An 18,895-nucleotide genomic window follows, 5' to 3' on the forward strand; every position below is an offset into this window, starting at 1 on the left:
CCCATCGTTCCAGATGTTCCAAACTTACCTGCATCTGTCCAGCGAAGCGTTGCCTGCGCGCAACGAACTGAGCGGACCCGCCCGGAACGATGCAGGGGCGCAACAGCGCCTTTCCGCCGCCTCTCACCCCGCACACACACCGCCCCCACAAGGACGTGAGCGTATTTTTACTACCGGCAGGCGATTTTTTGCCGACATGCCCCAACATGGCAAAGATGCATCAGTTCCGTTCTTTATCGATTAATCTGTCTATGCCATAAGGAGTAAGAAGTTTGGGTCTACCATCCCTCAACCGCCCGAAACAGGGCGGGAAAATCGAGAGACAGGCGAACACAGGAACTTGCTATGACGACGATTTCCCGGCGCGGCCTTCTGGGCGCATTTGCTGCGACCATGGTGACGGCAGCCCCCACCATGAGTAACGCTTTCGGTCTACTCAAGGGCGCAGGGGACATCCGACGGATCAAGATGTATAACGGTCGTACCGGCGAGACGCTCGACACCGTTTACTGGATCGAAGGCGAGTATATCCCCGACGCGCTGAAGGAAATCACCTACTTCGCCCGCGACTGGCGCACCAACCAGCTGAAGAACATCGACGCGCGCACCGTGGACATCGCGGCGGCAGCGCACAATCTGATGGACTCGCGCGAACCCTACATGCTGCTGTCGGGCTACCGCTCGCCCAAGACCAACGCCATGCTGCGCTCCCGCTCGAAAGGCGTCGCGAAGAACTCGCTGCACATGCAGGGTCTGGCGATGGACCTGCGGCTGAAATCGCGCTCGGTCAGCCAGATGTACAAGGCGGCGACCGCCTGCCACGCCGGTGGCGTTGGCAAATACTCGCGCTCGAACTTCGTTCACATGGATTGCGGCCCGGTGCGGCACTGGGGCTCCTGAGCCGCTCCCCTTCCTTTCGGGGTTACCGATAGCGCCGCTCGTTCGAGCGGCGTTTTTCTTTGCCTGCCCTGCTGGGGGTTGCCCCAAACCGCAGACAGAAAAAGGCCCCGCATGGGGGGCCTTGATCAGTCGTGCGTAGCGATGCTCAGTCGAGCACGCGACCCTGTTGGCGGAAATAGGCCTCTGCCTCGGGGGTCAGATCGACCTTCTCATAGCCCGAGACCATGGGGCGCACATGCTGGCGGAAGCCGTGGCCGATGGTGAGCAGGTAGACATGGACCACCACGAAGCTCGCAATGGCGAAAGCCGCGAGGACGTGGAAATTCGCGATGATCTCCAGCCAGAACGAGCCGCCGTCGAGGTGATCCCAGAACCCGTAGCTGAGATAGGCCAGCCCCGAGATCCAGATCGCCGGGAAGAGCATCATCTTGAGCGCGAAATAGGCCGCCGCCTGCAGCGGGTTGTGCCGCCGCTCGTAGCTCTTCACATAAGGATGCTCCTCGCCTTTGAAGACACCGTAGGCGTAGAAGCGGCTGACCTCCCACATGCCCTGCATGCGCGGGATGAACTGCTTGTAGCCGCCCGTGGTGAACAGCCAGAAGGTCGCGAAGGCCCACAAGAGGAGCAGCGCCAGCGCGACGACCGTATGGATCAGCACCGCCGCCCCGAAGGGCAGGATCGGATGCAGCCCCAGAAGCCGCGCGCCGGTGAAGAACAGCAATAGGATCGAGCCAACCTGGCTCCAGTGCCAGAGCCGGTTGAAGCGCGAATAGACCTTTACGCAATGCTCAGCCATGGTGGCCTCCATTCTTCTTGCCGCGGTTGATCAGGCGCAGCGCGCCATGGCCCACGGCCCCCAGAAGCGCCATCAGGAACATAGCGAGCCCCAGCTTGCCGCCGAGATTGATTTCCGAGCCGGGAACGTAGATCCCTGCCAGATCAGCCATCCGACCGCCCTGCGCGTGGCAGCTTTCGCATTGCAGCGCATCGTCGGCGGGCGCGACCATGTGGGTGATCGGCCAGTACATGTAGGTATGGACGAAATCGAACTCGCCCGAATACTCCACACCGGCATAATCCATGCCCGCCTTGAGCGATTTCTCCCAGTCGTAATAGGACCAGAGCGCGGTGCCGTTGCCGGGGCCATAGACGTTGTTATAGGCCAGCACATTGCGCTGGGTATCGTAGGCCTGCGTGCCGACCATCCGCTTGAAGGGGAAGATGCGGCTGTCGGGCTGACCGGGATTTCCGCCGATCTTGTTGATCTCGACCACCTGCGTCGGGTCGATCTCTTCCTCCGGCAGGGTGAAGGTCATCTCGCCGTTGGACCATGCGTAATAGGGCGTGACGTTCTCGCCCCATTCGAAATTGCCCTTCTTCGACATGTAGGTGTGAAGGTGCTTGCCGTCAGATTGGGTGAAGCCCTCTTCGGTGATCGGCTTGCCGTTCTCGTCGAGCTTGCCCGCCGTGGACCAGTCCCAGACGGTCTTCGTCGCCACCCCGCCCCGCGCGAAGCTGGGGATGTGGCAGGTCTGGCAGGCCACCGTGTCGGTGTGATCGTTGAGCTTCGCCGCGATCAGCGGGTTCGGCCCCTCATGCGGGCTGTCGGTGTGGCACGACTGACAGGCGGCCGCATTGTGCGCCGAGCCCGCCATTCGATCGGGATGCGGGTCGATCACATCGGTCTCGTAGCGCGAGCCCTCAAAGACGTGCTTGTCCGAGACGTGGCAGGTCTCGCAGGTGAAGTTCTGACCGTCGGGCGACATATGGACATCGACGTCGCGCGGCGGGTTGAACAGCGCCGAGCTGAGATCGCCATGCTTCACGTTATCGCCGCCACCACCATAGAAGTGGCAGTTGCCGCAATTGTCGCGTCCGGGCGGTGCGCCCACCGATCGCGCGGCCTCGGCCAGATCGACGGGCCAGGCGGCCGCGCCGGTGATCGTCTTCGCGCCCGCGGCCACCGGTTCCAGCGGCGGCTCGCCTGCGAGGTTGTCCTGCTTGGTATATTGGCCGGATTTGTCGTGACAGACGAGGCAGTCGACCTTGGTCGGATCGTCGGGCATCGGCTCGCGCACATCCGTCCAGCCATAGCCCGTGTGGCACGAGGTGCAGCGCACCTCGTTCGAGGCGACATTGCCGCAAAACGCGTTCATCTCATGCGCTTTGCCGAGCGTCTGGCCGGTGGCTTCGTTCTGGTATTCCCATGTCCAGTGGATCGAATGCATCACCTGATTGGAGGCCTCGGTATGGCACGACAGGCAGGCTTCCGTCACCTCGGATCCCGAGGCAAACGGCCCTTTGAGCTGATCGAATTTCGAGTGGTCGGCAGTGAGCTCTTTCACCGGATCGCTCATATGGGCGGCCTTCGACGCGCCTTGCGCGACAGGCGTCGATTGCGCACCGATTGCGGGCGTCTCCTCCCCGGCCGCGTCCTGCGCGTAGGCGGGAAGCTGGCCCAAAATCACGGCTGAGACGAATGCCGTAATCCGCAATGCACTCTGTGTCATCGATGCTCCGACTGGCTCACTACTGGTTACTCACATTGCTTAGCGTGAATGTGTCGATCACGGGGATGCGACATTTCGTGAGTTTTGCGTGACTTACTGTCGCATCGGTTTTGGCACGCGCGGAGGTGCGGCGCGCATCACGCAGCCCTGATCTGCCGTGAGCGGTGCGGCGAGGAACGAAGCGCTGGCGCCCCGCGCTGAGCCTCACCGGGCGCGGACATCCCCGGTCCCGGCCCTCAAATCGATTTCACAGGAGAGTTTCATGCAGCGCGCAACCCGCTTCATTCTTCCCGCCGCCCTCGCCCTTGCCCTCGGTTCGGGCGCGGCGTTCGCCGCCTCCTCGAGCAACGACGGCTCGAAAACCGAATGGATCAACCCGGTCGTGAAGGACTACGGCAAGATGCACCCCGTGCCCGATGGCGCGCTCAGCCCCGACCCGAACAAGGACTGGAAGATCGTCTTCGATGTCGGGATGGGCGAGACGATGGACGGCGGCGTGAACGCAGCGCTCTGGCATGTCGCGCGCGCGGTGAACGTCTACGGCCATGCGGGCGTCGACAAGGAACATCGCAAATTCGCGGTGGTGCTGCATGGCGCGGCAACCCCGCTCGCGCTCTCGCCCGAGGCGTATAAGAAGAAATTCGGCAAGGACGATCCCGACACCAAGCTGAAGCAGGAACTCGCGGATGCCGGCGTCACGCTTTATGTCTGCGGGCAGGCGCTGGCCGATCACGGCTTCACCGAGGATCAGGTCGGGCCGAATGTCGATGTGGCGCTCTCGGCTCTGGCCGCCGTGCCCGTGCTGGAAAGCCAAGGCTACCAGCTCTTCCCGATGTAAGCGCGCCTCTCAGGCGGACATGAAAAAACGCGGGCAGTTTGCGCTGCCCGCGTTTCTTTTTGCTTGACGGAGCGAGGCCCGGAGGCCCCTGCCCCTCGGCTTACATGCTGCCGGCGCCCATACCCATCCGGCTTGCCAGATCGGCCAGCACCCAGACGGTGCCCGCAGCCATCAGGATGATGAGCAGGAAGGTGAACAGCACCAGATACAGGTCCGGACGCGCCTCTTTCGAGAAGTCGAGGTGCATGAAGGCCCAGAACTGGATCACCAGCTGCGCGATGCCGAGGATGCCCACGATGGACCATGCGAGGCCCGTCGAGAACACGCCACCCGCGACGATCACGACGCCTGCGAGCGTCAGGACCACCGAGAGCGCGAAGCCCCAGACATAGCGCGCCATGTCGTGCTTGTACTCGGCCGAGTCCATGCCGACGTCGGAGTTGATATAATCCATCACAGCACCCCCATCAGGTAGACTTTCGTGAAGAGCGCGATCCAGACGATGTCCAGCATGTGCCAGAACAGGCCCAGACGCACGAGACGCGACTTGATCAGGTCGTTCATCCCGAAGGTCTTCATCTGAACCATCAGCAGGATGCCCCAGATGATACCCGAGGTGACGTGCAGACCGTGCAGACCCACCAGCGAGTAATAGGCGGTCAGGAAGCCCGACACTTGCGGCGTGTTGCCCTCGGTCCAGAACTCGTGGAATTCGTAGAGTTCGATCCCGAGGAAGATCGCGCCAAGCGCCAGCGTCACGACGAGCCAGCCCACCGTGCGCTTCATCGACGCGCCGTATTTCATCCCCAGCGTGCAGATGCCGAAGGTGAAGGTGGAGATCAGCAGCGCCATCGTCTCGATGGTCGGCAGGCCGAGGCTGAACAGCTCATGCGGGCTCGGCCCGTTCGCGATGCCGTGCCATTCGGCATCGGCGTAGTTGGCGATCATCAGCGAGAAGGCGATGAGGTCCGACATCAGGAAGATCCAGAAGCCGAAGATCACCGTGCCCGTCTTGTCGTGATGGCCGTGATCGTGGGAGGCAGCGTGCGCTGCCCCCGTGTTGCTCATAGTTGCACTCATACCTGCGTCTCCATGATCAGGCCGCGGTTCTTGGTGGTGAACTCATCGTCGAGCCGGATTTGCGGCGTGGTTTCGACGAGGCGCTTGTGGGCTTCATAGCCCTCACGCAGTTCTTCCGCGGTGACGGTTTCTTCCCAGTCGGTGTCGTAGGAGCGGATCAGCACCAGCACCCACATGGCTACGAAGCCCACCGCAGCGATCAGCCACATCTGGAAGATCATGGCGAACGCGAAGAGGGTCGCGACGAGGCCCACCAGGAACGGCATGCCGGTCGGCTTCGGCAGATGGATGTCGACGAACTCGGTCGGATCCATGACCCGCTTGCCCGCTTCCTTCGCATCAACCCACGGCTCGCGCGAGGTCATCGCCGGGATGGTGGAGAAGTCGTATTCCGGCACCGGGCAGCCCAGCGACCATTCGATACCACGACCGTCCCAGGGATCGCCCGCCGGCACCATCAGGCTCTCACGGTTCTTGACCGAGACCCAGACCTGAATGATCTGCGCGGTCAGACCCGCCAGCACGCACAGCGCGCCGAGCATCGCGATCACCAGCCACGGGAAGTAGGCCGGCTCGGTGAAGAAGGCCATGCGGCGCGGAGCGCCCATCAGACCGATCGCATAGAGCGGCATGAAGGCCCCGTAGAAGCCGATCATCCACAGCCAGAAGCTGCGACGGCCCCATTTCTCGTCCAGGCGGAAGCCGAAGCAGAGCGGGAACCAGTAGTTCACGGCCGCGAACATACCGAACAGCAGGCCCGGGATGAGCATGTTGTGGAAGTGCGCCACCAGGAACAGCGAGTTGTGGGTCGCGAAGTCGATCGTCGGGTTGGCGAGCATGACGCCCGTGATGCCGCCGATCACGAAGGTGAAGATGAAGCCGGTGGAGAACAGCATCGCGGTCGAGAACCGCAGCTTGCCGCGCCACATGGTCAGCATCCAGTTGAAGACCTTAACACCCGTCGGCACACCGATCGTCATCGTCGCGATGCCGAAGATGGCGTTGAGGTGGGCGGTCTGACCCATGGTGAAGAAGTGGTGCACCCAGACGGTGAAGGACAGCACTGCGATGGCAATGGTGGCCCACACGAGCGAGGTGTAGCCGTAGATCTTCTTGCCCGAGAAGGTCGGGATGACTTCCGAGAACACGCCGAAGGCCGGCAGGATCAGGATGTAGACTTCCGGGTGACCGAACAGCCAGAACATGTTGGCGAAGTTCATCATGTTCCCGCCTTGGGTGGCGGTGAAGAAGTGGAAGCCTGCCTGACGGTCAAGCGCCAGCATCAGCGAGGCCACGGTCAGCGGCATCATCGCGAAGATCATCAGGATTGCGGTGCAGAGCGTCGCCCAGGCGAAGATCGACATGTCGAACAGCTTCATGCCGGGGGCACGCTGCTTGTAGATCGTCACGAGGAAGTTGATGCCCGAAAGCGTCGAGCCCACCGAAGTCAGGCCCAGCGACCAGATCCAGTAATCCACGCCCTCGTTCGGCGACAGCTTGATGCCCGTATAAGGCGGGTAAGCGGTCCAACCGCCGGTCTCGAAGTGACCAACAACGAGCGAGGCCATCACGAGCGCCGCGCCGCCGATCGACAGCCAGAGCGAGACCGCGTTCATGAAGGGGAACTCCATGTCGCGCGCACCGATCTGGAGCGGCATGACGACGTTGATGACGCCGGTCAGGAAGGGCATCGCCACGAAGAAGATCATGATCGTGCCGTGGGTCGAGAACAGCTCGGCGTGGTGTTCGACCGACAGGAAGCCCGGTGCGGGCGAGACCTGCTGGGCGCGCATCACGACCGCCTCGAGGACACCGCGGATCAGCATGATCAGCGCCAGAACGATGTAGATGACACCGATCTTCTTGTGATCGAGCGTGGTGATCCAGTTCGACCAGAGCGGTTTCCACCAACCTTTGACGGTCAGGAGCACCATGACCGCGAGCGCGCCGAGGACGACGATGCCGCCCGCGCCTGCTGCGATCCCGGTGGACAGAGACGGATCCGTGAAGAAGGGAACGATGAAGATATCGTTCCAATCGAGACTACCAAGAATACTCATTGAGCGTCCCCTTGATGTTGGTTTTGCGAGACATGCAGTTCTTCGCGGATCGCGTCATCGATCTTCTTCTGCTCGGGCGCGTGGTCGGGCAGGATCGCTGCGCCGCCATCGGACAGCATGTCAGGGTTCATCATTACTTTGCCCCAGTAGCCTTTCTCCGGCGGCTCGAAGAGCTCAGGCCCCGACCAGGTCGCGGTCTTCTTGAAAGCTTTTTCGAGCTGGGCGAAGGGGTGCTTGGGTTCTTGCAGGAACGCGTCGAACTGCTCCTGGCTCACCACGTCGACCTCAAACTTGTTGAGCGGGAAAGCCGCGCCGTTGAACTGGCTGTTGAAGCCATAGGTCTGCGACGGATCTTCCGAGGTGGTCAGGTTCATCTTCGTGCCCATGCCGGGCATTGCGTAGATCTGGCCGGCAAGACGCGGAATCCAGAAGCTCTGCATCGCGCCGGTGGCGGTGATGTCGAACTCGACGGGGGTGTTCTCGGGCAGGACCAACCGGTTCACGGCGGCGACCTTGCCGGGATAGATGAACATCCATTTCCATTCGGACCCGATGACCTTCACATGCATCGGCTCTTTGCCCGTTGCCTTGTAGGGGTCTTCGCCCATCACGTGGCCCCAGGTGAGCCAGCCGACGATAAGGAAGGTGAGCGTGGCACCGCCCCAGATCACGACTTCGGCGGCAACCGAGTGCGACCAGGTCGGGTCATATTTACCTTTCCCACCCTGACGGCGATAGCGCATCGCGATCCACGGCGTGCCGATCAGGATCGGCAGGGAAATGGGCAGCATCCAAAGGAAGAAGCTGATCAGGTGAGCGCGTTCTCCGGCCGCCACCGGGCCGAGCGGGGTCATCACCCCGTTCTCCGCGCAACCTGACAGCCATGCAGCCGCAACGGTCAACAGGACCGGGGCAGCGAGGCGGCTGGGCCGCTTGTAGATTTTTTCAAACAACACGGAAATACCTTTCCTATTCCCTCTTCTTGGCGCGGGGGCATAGGGGTCTCTCGGGGGAGGCCGCGAGGGCTCCCGTCCCGCGCGATGCCTCCCACTCTAGGGCAGCGCCCGCGAGGTCAATCGGTGTTGACAAATTGTCGCAGGAACAGACGTAACTGTCTGAAAATCATACACAAATGTCATCACACACCTGCGACGCACGAAAAAATAACCAATAAATAAAGGGGGTTGGTCTTGAACGGGCGCGCCCGAATACAGGGGTAAACGGGCCCTTCTCTCGCGCTTGTGATGGAGCAGTGAGCGATCCGTGAGCAAAATGAGCAACTTAGCCGATCACGGACGCTTGAGGTCACGCGGTGCGTGAGGGGTGCTATCCGCTCAGACTCCCGCCTCGCCCCGCGTTAACGGTAACGGGCAGCGCCCTCCCCCGGCGCATGACAAACCAATGCCGCGGAAACCCCGCGGCGCGCTGTCAGAGAGGATTACCGGAAGGGAACGGTCAGAGCGCCGCGGCCCGGCGCAGCGCCGGGAGCGACGAGATCCGCACCCGCCCGCCGGCGATCCGGAACAGGCCCTGATCGCGCAGACGGCGGATCGTCTTGTTCGTATGTACCAGCGACAACCCAAGCGAATCCGCCACGACCTGCTGGGCGAAGGGGAACGGCGCGCTGTCCTTCTCGATCAGCCCGACCGCCTCGGCACGCTCCCATGCGTGCATCACGAACCACGCGATCCCCTCATTGGCGTTGCGCTGCCCGACCGAGGCCAGCCAGCCCGACAGCCGCGTCAGTTCGCGCGTCATCAGCCACACGAGCGTCGTAGTGCGGTCGGGACCATCTGGCAGAGGCTGATGCAGATCGGCCGGATCGAAGCTCGACAGCATCATCGGCGTGAGCGCCTCGTAATAGCTCGCCCCCGGACCGTAGAGTACGCTCGTCAGCCCGCAGAGATCGCCCGGATAGACCAGCGCTTCGACTTGCCTGCGCCCGTCTTCGAGCAGCGTATAGCGCATGGCGATCCCGCGCTCGATCCGCACGATCAATGGCGTGGACTCGGGCAAAAGCGCCGCTCCCACAGGAATGGCGCGTTGCGATTGGGACAGCTCCGCCAGATAGGCGAGGTCAGGTTTTCGAGTCAGGTTTTCCAAGCTTGCTCGGTTCCGTTTTGTTAATTTCTGCGAAGAAACCAGCATCTGCCGCGAAAGCGCTTAGCGCGCTACGTCATAGGACATTGATGCAGATTTTTTCGGAAGTTCCTCCGCGTCACCCGGCGGAAAAACGCTTTTCGCCTATGTGAAAAGCTTTAGGAATCGCTGCACGACTGCAGCGTTCCTGAGGAATTCCGCCACTCTCCTGCGCGACTATAAATAGTAGCGCGGTGGCCCGGCCCCCAGCTCGACGACTCCTATATCGGCAAGCCTTTCGAGATCGGGCAGTTCGAGAATCCCCTGCGCCCATCTGACGAGCCCTTCGGACCGCAGACGGGCAAGTGTCTTGTTTGTGTGAACGAGCGATAGCCCGAGCGCATCCGCGAGATCCTGCTGCCGGACGGGGAACGGCATCTTGCCGTCGCGCACCAGCCCGGTCTGCGATCCGCGCTCAAAGAGAGTGACGAAGGCCCATGCGAGCGCCTCGCGCGCCGAGCGCTGCCCGACCGTCACGAGCGCGTCGCTCAGGAAATGCTCCTCGCGCGCAACCTGCCACGTCAGCATCATCGCGCGCTGCGGCATCTTCGAGAAAAGCTCCCACACTTGTTTACGGTCGAAAACGCTGAGCTTTACCGGGGTCAGCGCCTCGGTCGTATGCGAGGCCATGCCCATCATGATGGCGTCGAGGCCGATCAGATCGCCGGGGAAGAGGAAATTGAGCACTTGGCGCCGCCCGTCTTCCAGCATCCGGTAGCGCATCGCCTGGCCCTCGAGCAAGGTGAAGAAGCGTTGCGGCTCGTTGCCTTCCATCACGACGGTCTGCCCTGCGGGCATCCGTAGCTCGCCCGCGCGGGCGGCTTCGGCGATTGCTTCCTCGTGCGCATCGGGCGCCATGAAGGCGGGATTATCGACGAAGGGACAATTTCTAAAGTTGCGTGTCATGCCTTGGCTCACTTTTACGTCATAAGGCAACGCGGAGGACCGTGGCAGGTTCCTTTCAAATTTCGTGGGTGGATTCCGTATTTCCCCTTATTTCCCTCACTATCTGCGCCCCGCATGTTCACGATCGCTTGTGTAACAGGCAGCCCTGTGGGATTCCTGCCAGCTAGACGCTTTGCAGAAGTATGTCATAGTTAAATGACCCCGGAGATTACGAGGTGCAGGAAGGCTGAAGAGGCCTCTCAGTGCACCGACAATCGGGCTGAAGCCTAAATCGTTATACTGACGTCGGATCGACCACGATCCCTCTCACCCTCCAAATGCAGTAATCTGCAATGACAGGAAGCTGATGCCCCGGATTTTCCAACACGAACGAAGCGAGATCCGCGTAAGCGGTGCCCGCCTCGCGGCTAGGCGGTCCTCGTGACTCTTTGTTCCCCCCCTCGGATCGACGGCACCGCGCTGGTGCTCGAAGACGCGATGATCGTGGCCTATGATGCGGCCGCGATGCTGAGCGAATTCGGCGCGCGCGATGTGGTCATCTTCGGCACTGTCGAAGAAGCATTGCTCCATATTGCTGGCGGCAATGACATCTCGATGGCGCTGCTCGACATCAATCTTGGCGACGAAACCTCGCTGGAAGCTGCCAAGGCACTGCGCGAACGTGCGGTGCCGATCCTCTACTCGACCGGATATGATGAACAATCCGTGATGATGGACGGCTTTCCCGAAGGCAAAATGCTGATCAAGCCCTTCACCAATGACGATTTCGCCAATGCCCTGATTTCGATGGGTTTTGCCGAAGCCTGATTTCCGCGCCACTGGCGCTGAGATCGACATGCCATGCGCCCTGCGACATTTGTTATGCACTCGGCGCATATCTGCCAAACATGGACATCCCGCGCATCCTCGCGTTCCTCGTCAGCGGAACACGAGGTCGCGCGGCCATGCGGGGCAGAGAGGAGCCCCGTTCCGCGCCATCGCGACCGAACCATCGCGAAGGAGGCGCTTGTCCATGAACCATACGATCCGCAAAGCCCATGCCGGGCTCGCCGCCAAGGTCATGTCGGCCGAAGAGGCTGCAGAACTGATCGACAATGGCGCGACCATCGGCATGTCTGGCTTCACCGGCTCGGGCTATCCCAAGGCGGTACCGATGGCGCTGGCCGCGCGGATCGAGGCTGAGCACGCGGCGGGCCGTCCCTTCAAGGTCAAGATCTGGTCAGGCGCCTCGACGGGCCCCGAGCTGGACGGTGCCCTGGCGAAGGCCGACGGGATCGAATTCCGCCTGCCCTACAATTCCGACCCGATCGCGCGCGAGCGGATCAATGCGGGCCAGATGAAATATTTTGACATGCACCTGAGCCAGGTCGCGCCGATGGCGTGGATGGGGTTCATGGGCAAGCTCGACACGGCGGTGATCGAAATCTCCGGCATCACCGAGGACGGCAAGCTGATCCCGTCGAGCTCGGTCGGCAACAACAAGACCTGGCTCGATTGCGCCGACAAGATCATCCTCGAAGTGAACCGCTGGCAGTCGCCGCTGCTCGAGGGGATGCATGACATCTATTACGGCACCGCCCTGCCCCCGAACCGCGTGCCGATCCCGCTGGTGAAACCCGACGACCGGATCGGGCAGACCTATTTCGAGGTGGACCCTGCGAAGGTCGTGGCCGTGGTCGAGACCGACGCGCCCGACCGCAACGCGCCCTTCAGCCCGCCGGATGCGGTGGCCGAGGCGATTGCGGGCCATATCCTCGACTTCCTTGGCAACGAGGTGAAACAGGGCCGCCTGCCGCGCGGGCTTCTGCCGCTGCAATCGGGCGTGGGCAACGTGCCCAATGCCGTGATGGCCGGGCTGATCGAGGCACCCTTCGACCAGATGACCGCCTTCACCGAGGTCATTCAGGACGGGATGCTCGACATGATCGAGGCGGGCAAGCTGCGCATGGCCTCGGCCACCGCCTTTTCGCTCTCGCCCGAGAAGGCGCAGTATTTCAACGACAACGCCGCCTATTTCCGTGACAAGCTTATCCTGCGCCCGCAGGAGATCTCGAACCACCCCGAGCTGGTGCGCCGTCTGGGCTGTATCGCGATGAACGGACTGATCGAGGCGGATATCTACGGCAACGTGAACTCGACCCATGTGATGGGCTCGAAGATCCAGAACGGCATCGGCGGTTCAGGAGATTTCGCGCGCAACGGCTATGTGTCGATTTTCATGACGCCGTCGGTCGCGAAGGGCGGCAAGATTTCCGCGATCGTGCCGATGGCCGCCCATGTCGATCACATCGCGCAGGACGTGCAGGTGATCGTGACCGAGCAGGGTCTGGCCGATCTGCGGGGGCTGTCTCCGAAGCAGCGCGCCGAGACGATCATCGAGACCTGCGCCCATCCCGCCTATCGCCCGATGCTGCGCGACTATTTCGAACGCGCGAAGAAAGGCAGCTTCGCCAATCACGCCCCGAACCTGCTGGGCGAGGCGCTGAGCTGGCACCAGCGGTTTGTGGAAACGGGGACTATGGAGGTTTGACGATCTCAAGGCGCTGAGGGCCGCGCCCGATCTTCGGGTGGGCGCTTTGATACGCGCGTGGCTTGGCGCTTTATCTCGCAAGCCCGGACGACGGTGATACCCGCGACGACATCGCCAATGCGCCCTCCCGGGGGGGAGGGTCGGGCGCGGCCCGGGGCTGGTCGCCCCGCGCCAGAGCAAAATGCCCCCGCTTTATGATTGCGGCCGGCGCGCGCCCAACTCCGCGACCATACAAGAAAAAGGGGCGTCCGACCAGACGCCCCTTCCCCATCCCAAATCCCGAACGGCTCAGACCTTGAGCGACGGGATAATCTGTTTCTTGCGACTCATCACGCCTGGCAGCACCACAGTGTCGCCCTCGACCGTCGCATCGAAGCTCTTCTCGGCCACGCCCTTCACCAGATCGTTCGGCACCAGCAGCGTCGCCTCTTCCTTCAGGATGTCGATCACGAAGAGCAGCACCTGATCGACGCCGTCTTCCTTCGCGACCTCTTCCATCGAGGACATCAGCGAGGCCTTCCGGTCCAGCACCATCTTCGGTGCGGTGGTCTCCAGCACCGAGACGCGGAAGCTCGTGCCGTCGACCGGGTATTCCTTGGAATCCATCCGCAGCAATTCCGCATCGGTGAAGGCGGAGACGTCCGATTTCGCTTCGAACATCTTCTCGGCCAGCTCGTGCATGTCGATGCCCAGATCCGCTGCCAGCGCGTCGCAGACGGCGCGGTCGTGATCGGTGGTGGTGGGCGAGCGGAATTCCAGCGTGTCGGACAGGATGCAGCTGAGCATCGCGCCCTTGATGCCGCGCGGGGCCTTGGCCACGTCGTCGCCCATCAGATCGTAGAGGATGGTCGCGGTGCAGGCGAGCGGGCGCATCGTGATGTCGATCGGGCCCTTGGTCTCGATCCCGCCGGTCAGCTTATGGTGGTCGATGATCTGGATGACGTTGGCTGCGTTGATGCCGCTCGGCAGCTCGGCGGGGTTGTTGGTGTCGACGACGACCACGTCCTCGCCTTCTTCCACGTCAGAGATGATCTCGGGCTTGTCGAGACCCCAATGCTCGATGACGAAAGCGGCCTCGGTATTGGGCTCACCCAGCAGGCAGGGCTTGGCCGGAGTGCCTTTGACATCATTGAGATACCACGCCCAGGCGATGGGCGAGCCGGTGGAGTCGGTGTCGGGAGCCTTATGGCCAAAAACCTTGATCGTCATGGGGAGATCCTCTCGGATAATCATCTGTCGGCGCAGGTTATAGGCGCTGTGTCTGGGCTTGTCACCTAGGGGTCTCGCGATGCGGAAATGGGCGCGCCCGAACCTTGGGCGGGCGCCCCGCAAAGGCGGCATTTCAACTGATCAGCTATCGAGCCGCTTGATCGTCCAGCCGTCCTTTTCGAGCAGACGCAACAGCCCCTCTTCGCCGGACAGATGCAGCGCGCCTACCGCCACGACTACGGGGCCATCCTCTGCCGCCGCCTCGATCTCGGGCAGCCAGTTTTGGTTACGCGCGACCATCAGAAGGTCCTCGGAGAGCTTCATCTGGCGCTCGACCTCGTCGGCATCCATGCCCGCCGCGACCGCCTGATAGCGCGCCAGTTCCCAGATCAGACGCGGCTCGCCCCGGAAATAGAGATCGCCCATCGTCACGCCCATATCGTCGGCCAGGGGCGCACCGATCACCGCCGCGCGCAGCATCTCCAGCGCTTCGGTCTCGGTGATTCCGTTGAAGAGCTTGAAGACGGTATCCCACGGCTCGAGCGCCTCGACCGGCACGCCGTCGGCCTCGGCCGCGGTCATCACCTGCAGGTCCAGACCTCCCTGCCCCTTCGCAAGCTCGGCCGTCGCACAAGGCGGCAGCGAGAGCGTCATCGCGACGAAAGCGGGCCGCATCTTGGCCGCGAGGAAGGCGGGCATCCCGTGTGCGGCAAGCGCCGCCTTGGTCATGTTCCAGTCCTGCTCCGACATCATCTGCGGCAGCGTCTTGCCGGTCGAGAACATCAGCGTCGGGTCGGTCTTGATCGCATGCTCCAGCTTCCCCTGCTCGTCCGGACCGGCCTCCACCAGAAGCCGCGACGCATCGTCGAGCGCCTTCGAGAGCGCGCCGACCAGCTTGTCATGGCGCGGATCGGGAAGGTGGTAAGTGCCAGCCAGCGTGATCTTTTCTTCGCCTTTGGTTGCAGAGAACAGCAATCCGCGAGAGAAGGGCGCGGAATCGGCCTCGGCGGTCAGCGCCTCCTGCTCGGCTGCGGGCAGCGCATCGAAAATATTCTTGCCGCGACACTCGGCCCAAGCGGGCAGTGCAAGGCAGAGCGAGAGCGCGGGGGCCAGCAGCGGCCGAAGGAACGTGGCGAGTTTCATGACGGCGAGAGTGCCACGCGATCTGCATTCCGCATAGAGGCGAAATCGCCGCGCCCGGATCGTTCGAATTGACGCAAAAAATTCGCCTTCCGGTTATTGACACCCACCCGCCCCAATGACTAACTCCGCCATCGTTAGCACTCACCAGTGACGAGTGCTAAAAGTTTTCGAACCTGGAACCTTTAGGGAGTGACCCAGATGGCATTCAAACCGCTTCATGACCGTGTGCTGGTCAAGCGCGTGGAGAGCGAAGAAAAAACCAAGGGTGGCCTGATCATCCCCGACAGCGCGAAAGAAAAGCCCGCAGAGGGTGAAGTCGTCGCAGTGGGTGACGGCGCGCGCAAGGAATCGGGCGAGCTGATCGCGCCGGGCGTCAAAGCTGGCGACCGCGTTCTCTTCGGCAAGTGGTCGGGCACGGAAGTGACCCTCGACGGCGAAGAGCTGCTCATCATGAAAGAAAGCGACATCATGGGCATCATCTCGTAAGGCGCCCTGCCCTTACCGAGATCCCCTGATATCCCAAGAACAACTCAGTCAAGGAGCCAACAAACATGGCAGCCAAGGACGTGAAATTCTCCACCGACGCCCGCGATCGTATGCTCGACGGCGTCAACATCCTCGCCGACGCGGTGAAGGTCACGCTGGGCCCGAAAGGCCGCAACGTCGTGATCGAAAAGTCGTTCGGCTCGCCGCGCATCACCAAAGACGGTGTGTCGGTCGCCAAAGAGATCGAGCTTTCGGACAAGTTCGAGAACATGGGCGCGCAAATGGTGAAAGAAGTCGCCTCGCGCACCAATGACGAGGCTGGCGACGGCACCACCACCGCCACCGTGCTCGCTCAGGCGATCGTCAAAGACGGCCTGAAAGCCGTGGCCGCTGGCATGAACCCGATGGACCTCAAGCGCGGCATCGACCTCGCGACCTCGAAAGTCGTCGACGCGATCAAGAGCGCTGCTCGCCCGGTCAAGGACTCGGACGAAGTCGCTCAGGTCGGCACCATCTCGGCGAACGGCGAAGAAGCCATCGGCAAGATGATCGCCAACGCGATGCAGAAAGTCGGCAATGACGGCGTCATCACCGTGGAAGAAGCCCGCGGCATGGAGACCGAAGTCGAAGTCGTCGAAGGCATGCAGTTCGACCGTGGCTACCTGTCGCCCTACTTCGTGACCAACCCCGACAAGATGGTCGCGGAACTCGAAGACTGCTACATCCTGCTCCACGAGAAGAAGCTCTCGTCGCTGCAGCCGATGGTCCCGCTCCTCGAGCAAGTCATCCAGTCGCAAAAGCCGCTCCTCATCATCGGTGAAGACGTCGAAGGCGAAGCGCTCGCGACCCTCGTGGTCAACAAGCTGCGCGGTGGCCTGAAGATCGCAGCCGTGAAAGCACCGGGCTTCGGCGACCGCCGCAAGGCCATGCTGCAGGACATCGCGATCCTGACCGGCGGCCAGGTGATCTCGGAAGACCTCGGCATGAAGCTCGAGAACGTCGGCATGGACATGCTGGGCACCGCCAAGAAGGTGACCATCACCAAGGACGACACCACCATCGTCGAAGGCGCTGGTGACAAGGCCGAGATCGAAGCGCGCGTCAGCCAGATCCGCACCCAGATCGAGGAAACCACCTCGGACTACGACCGCGAGAAGCTGCAAGAGCGCGTCGCGAAACTGGCCGGTGGCGTTGCTGTCATCCGCGTCGGCGGCATGACCGAAGTCGAAGTGAAAGAGCGCAAGGACCGTGTGGACGACGCTCTGAACGCGACCCGTGCGGCCGTTCAGGAAGGCATCGTCGTCGGCGGTGGCGTCAGCCTCGTTCAGGGCGCGAAAGTGCTCGCCGGTCTCACCGGTGCGAACTCCGATCAGGAAGCCGGTATCGCGATCGTCAAGCGCGCTCTCGAAGCGCCGCTGCGTCAGATCGCCGAGAACGCCGGTGTGGACGGTGCTGTCGTGGCCGGTAAGGTCCGCGAGAGCGACGACCTGAACTTCGGCTTCAACGCGCAGACCGAAGAGTACGGCAACATGTTCGAGTTCGGCGTGATCGACCCGGCTAAAGTGACCCGCACCGCGCTCGAAGACGCGGCTTCGGTTGCTGGCCTGCTGATCACCACCGAAGCGATGATCGCCGAGAAGCCGGAGCCGAAAGGCGCTGGCGGTGCCCCCGACATGGGCGGCATGGGCGGCATGGGCGGCATGATGTAATCAGCCGTTCCCGCTTCAGGGATCTAATGGGAAGGGGCGCTCCGAAAGGGGCGCCCCTTTTCACATGCGCAAGTCGCAGATGGTAAATATCGCCGCGCGCATTGAGCTATGTCACATCGCCGCGAGTGAATGGCGCTATGCTCTCCTCCGACGTCACTTTCGCTGGAGGGCCCCGGTCATGTTGCGCAGTTTCCTCGTCAAATCCCTCGCCTGCCTTGCCGTCGCGCTGACCGCCTCGGTCGCAATGGCCGAGGAGTCTCAGGACTGGCGCTTCGGCGGTGACGCCTATCTCGCGGGCCGCACCGTGAGCGCCACGGGCGAGAATATCCACGATCTTTTCGCCGCCGGTCAGCATGTGACATTGGGCAGCCCGATCACCGGCGCGGCCCATATGGCGGGCCAGAATATCGTGATCGGCGCGCAGGTGGGCGGTGATCTCTACGCGGCGGGACAGGATATCGACCTCGACGCCCCGGTGGCGGGCGCGGCCACGCTCGCGGGTCAGGCGCTCACCATCAAGGGTCCGATCTCGGGCAACCTGCGTGCGATGGGCCAGCAGGTCCGGCTTGAGGCCCCGGTCGCGGGCAGCGTGATCATCGGCGCCGACGACGCACAGATCGACACCGAGATCTCGGGCGATCTGGTGCTGGGGACAAAGACCGTCACCTGGGGCGATGGCGCGACGGTGACAGGCAAGGTCCAAGTCTACACCGACACGCCCGGCGAGGTGAGCGTACCTACCAGCGTCGCCCCGGCCGATCAGGTCAGCGTTCATGAGGCGAAGGAGTTCGAGCAGGCGAAGACGCGCGCAGCCCCGGAGCGCAATTACCTCATCGAGACCCGCGACTGGCTGGGCGGCGTGCTCGTGGTCGGGATCGTGGCCACGCTTCTTGCCGTCTTCGCGCCGGGCTTCATGGACCGGATGCGCCAACGCAGCCTCGCCCATCCGTTGCGCGCAGGGCTTGCGGGCTTCATCGGGCTCTCTGCGCTGGTCGGGTCGATCCTGCTGCTCGCGATGACGGTGATCGGCATCGTGCTTATTCCGTTCTCGCTGCTCGGGGTGCTGGTGCTGGGCTTCGGCGGCTACATCGTGGGCATCTGGGTCATCGGCGCCTGGGCGCATGATCTGATCGGGCGCGGCCATCCCGTCACCAATGGAGAATGCGCGCTGGCGGCCTTCGGCGGTGCGCTGATCGGGGCGCTCATCTGCATGATCCCCTGGGTCGGTTGGCTCGGCATGATGGCGATCTTCCTGTTCGGCGCGGGCGCGATCGTGCTGCGCGTGACCGGGATCGGCGCGCAAGGCGCCGCAGCCTGACCGTCCCTCCCCACCTCTGGCCATCGCTGCTTTCGCGCGCTATCGCTGCGCGAAGGACAGGGGGGAG

The 18,895-nt window shown here is 62.6% G+C and carries 18 protein-coding genes; 8 read left to right on the forward strand and 10 right to left on the reverse strand.

All coding sequences use genetic code 11. The features are described 5' to 3' along the window. Positions 1–13 precede the first annotated feature (13 nt). Together BMI86_RS21145 and BMI86_RS01140 are read left to right on the forward strand one after the other, a co-directional pair. Positions 14–244: a hypothetical protein gene (locus BMI86_RS21145; protein ID WP_168173760.1), complete on the forward strand. Its 231-nt coding sequence runs from the start codon at positions 14–16 to the stop codon at positions 242–244. A gap of 101 nt (positions 245–345) precedes the next feature. Next, on the forward strand, positions 346–900 hold the full coding sequence (locus tag BMI86_RS01140; RefSeq protein ID WP_078539400.1) for a DUF882 domain-containing protein: 555 nt from the start codon (positions 346–348) through the stop codon (positions 898–900). 145 nt (positions 901–1,045) lie between these two features. Here BMI86_RS01140 and BMI86_RS01145 read toward each other — a convergent pair whose 3' ends face one another. Beyond that, positions 1,046–1,696, reverse strand: a complete 651-nt coding sequence (locus BMI86_RS01145) for a cytochrome b/b6 domain-containing protein (RefSeq protein ID WP_078519280.1) — start codon at positions 1,694–1,696, stop codon at positions 1,046–1,048. Next, positions 1,689–3,410: a tetrathionate reductase family octaheme c-type cytochrome gene (locus BMI86_RS01150; protein ID WP_210402682.1), complete on the reverse strand. Its 1,722-nt coding sequence runs from the start codon at positions 3,408–3,410 to the stop codon at positions 1,689–1,691. The genes BMI86_RS01145 and BMI86_RS01150 overlap by 8 nt, the downstream gene beginning before the upstream one ends. Positions 3,411–3,672: 262 nt before the next feature. On the opposite strand from BMI86_RS01150, the gene BMI86_RS01155 reads away from it, so the two are divergent. Beyond that, on the forward strand, positions 3,673–4,248 hold the full coding sequence (locus BMI86_RS01155) for a DsrE family protein (RefSeq protein WP_078539401.1): 576 nt from the start codon (positions 3,673–3,675) through the stop codon (positions 4,246–4,248). A 100-nt stretch (positions 4,249–4,348) separates the two neighbouring features. Here the strand turns inward: BMI86_RS01155 and BMI86_RS01160 are convergent, their stop codons facing one another. From BMI86_RS01160 to BMI86_RS01185, 6 genes are all read right to left on the reverse strand, one after another. Further along, entirely contained in the window at positions 4,349–4,702 is a 354-nt protein-coding gene (locus tag BMI86_RS01160; protein ID WP_078539402.1) for a cytochrome C oxidase subunit IV family protein, read from the reverse strand. Next, positions 4,702–5,316 carry a cytochrome c oxidase subunit 3 gene (locus tag BMI86_RS01165; protein ID WP_165756923.1) on the reverse strand — a complete coding sequence of 205 codons (615 nt, stop codon included), beginning with the start codon at positions 5,314–5,316 and terminating at the stop codon, positions 4,702–4,704. Before BMI86_RS01165 ends, BMI86_RS01160 begins: the two co-directional genes overlap by 1 nt. Positions 5,317–5,324: 8 nt before the next feature. Continuing rightward, complete coding sequence (locus BMI86_RS01170; RefSeq protein WP_078539403.1) at positions 5,325–7,388, reverse strand: cbb3-type cytochrome c oxidase subunit I; 2,064 nt, start codon at positions 7,386–7,388, stop codon at positions 5,325–5,327. Continuing rightward, the gene (locus BMI86_RS01175) at positions 7,385–8,242 is read right to left on the reverse strand and encodes a hypothetical protein (protein ID WP_078519285.1); all 858 of its coding nucleotides are present in this window, start codon (positions 8,240–8,242) and stop codon (positions 7,385–7,387) included. Before BMI86_RS01175 ends, BMI86_RS01170 begins: the two co-directional genes overlap by 4 nt. 601 nt (positions 8,243–8,843) lie before the next feature. Further along, positions 8,844–9,491 (reverse strand): Crp/Fnr family transcriptional regulator, encoded by a 648-nt coding sequence (locus BMI86_RS01180; RefSeq protein WP_168173761.1) that lies wholly within the window; start codon positions 9,489–9,491, stop codon positions 8,844–8,846. A gap of 213 nt (positions 9,492–9,704) precedes the next feature. Next, the gene (locus BMI86_RS01185) at positions 9,705–10,385 is read right to left on the reverse strand and encodes a Crp/Fnr family transcriptional regulator (RefSeq protein ID WP_078539405.1); all 681 of its coding nucleotides are present in this window, start codon (positions 10,383–10,385) and stop codon (positions 9,705–9,707) included. 468 nt (positions 10,386–10,853) lie between these two features. Between BMI86_RS01185 and BMI86_RS01190 the strand changes: the two genes are divergently transcribed. Further along, positions 10,854–11,240 carry a response regulator gene (locus BMI86_RS01190; protein ID WP_083075284.1) on the forward strand — a complete coding sequence of 129 codons (387 nt, stop codon included), beginning with the start codon at positions 10,854–10,856 and terminating at the stop codon, positions 11,238–11,240. A gap of 205 nt (positions 11,241–11,445) precedes the next feature. Next, on the forward strand, positions 11,446–12,963 hold the full coding sequence (locus BMI86_RS01195) for an acetyl-CoA hydrolase/transferase family protein (protein WP_078539407.1): 1,518 nt from the start codon (positions 11,446–11,448) through the stop codon (positions 12,961–12,963). Between the two features lie 288 nt (positions 12,964–13,251). Here the strand turns inward: BMI86_RS01195 and BMI86_RS01200 are convergent, their stop codons facing one another. Both BMI86_RS01200 and BMI86_RS01205 read right to left on the reverse strand, forming a co-directional pair. After that, complete coding sequence (locus BMI86_RS01200) at positions 13,252–14,172, reverse strand: manganese-dependent inorganic pyrophosphatase (RefSeq protein ID WP_078539408.1); 921 nt, start codon at positions 14,170–14,172, stop codon at positions 13,252–13,254. Between the two features lie 141 nt (positions 14,173–14,313). Further along, positions 14,314–15,315: a TraB/GumN family protein gene (locus tag BMI86_RS01205; RefSeq protein WP_078539409.1), complete on the reverse strand. Its 1,002-nt coding sequence runs from the start codon at positions 15,313–15,315 to the stop codon at positions 14,314–14,316. A 198-nt stretch (positions 15,316–15,513) separates the two neighbouring features. Here BMI86_RS01205 and groES point away from each other — a divergent pair, with 198 nt between their 5' ends. The 3 genes from groES to BMI86_RS01220 all read left to right on the forward strand — a co-directional run bounded on the left by groES (position 15,514) and on the right by BMI86_RS01220 (position 18,828). Continuing rightward, complete coding sequence (groES, locus tag BMI86_RS01210) at positions 15,514–15,801, forward strand: co-chaperone GroES (RefSeq protein ID WP_075774612.1); 288 nt, start codon at positions 15,514–15,516, stop codon at positions 15,799–15,801. A 65-nt stretch (positions 15,802–15,866) separates the two neighbouring features. Further along, positions 15,867–17,510, forward strand: coding sequence for a chaperonin GroEL (groL, locus tag BMI86_RS01215; protein WP_078539410.1), 1,644 nt, complete (start codon positions 15,867–15,869; stop codon positions 17,508–17,510). Positions 17,511–17,688: 178 nt separating this feature from the next. Beyond that, a complete protein-coding gene (locus tag BMI86_RS01220) occupies positions 17,689–18,828 on the forward strand; it encodes a hypothetical protein (protein WP_078539411.1) in 1,140 nt (379 codons plus the stop codon). The last annotated feature ends 67 nt before the right edge of the window (positions 18,829–18,895 follow it).

The organism is Thioclava sp. DLFJ5-1 (assembly GCF_002020115.1).
Taxonomy (GTDB): Bacteria; Pseudomonadota; Alphaproteobacteria; order Rhodobacterales; family Rhodobacteraceae; genus Thioclava; species Thioclava sediminum.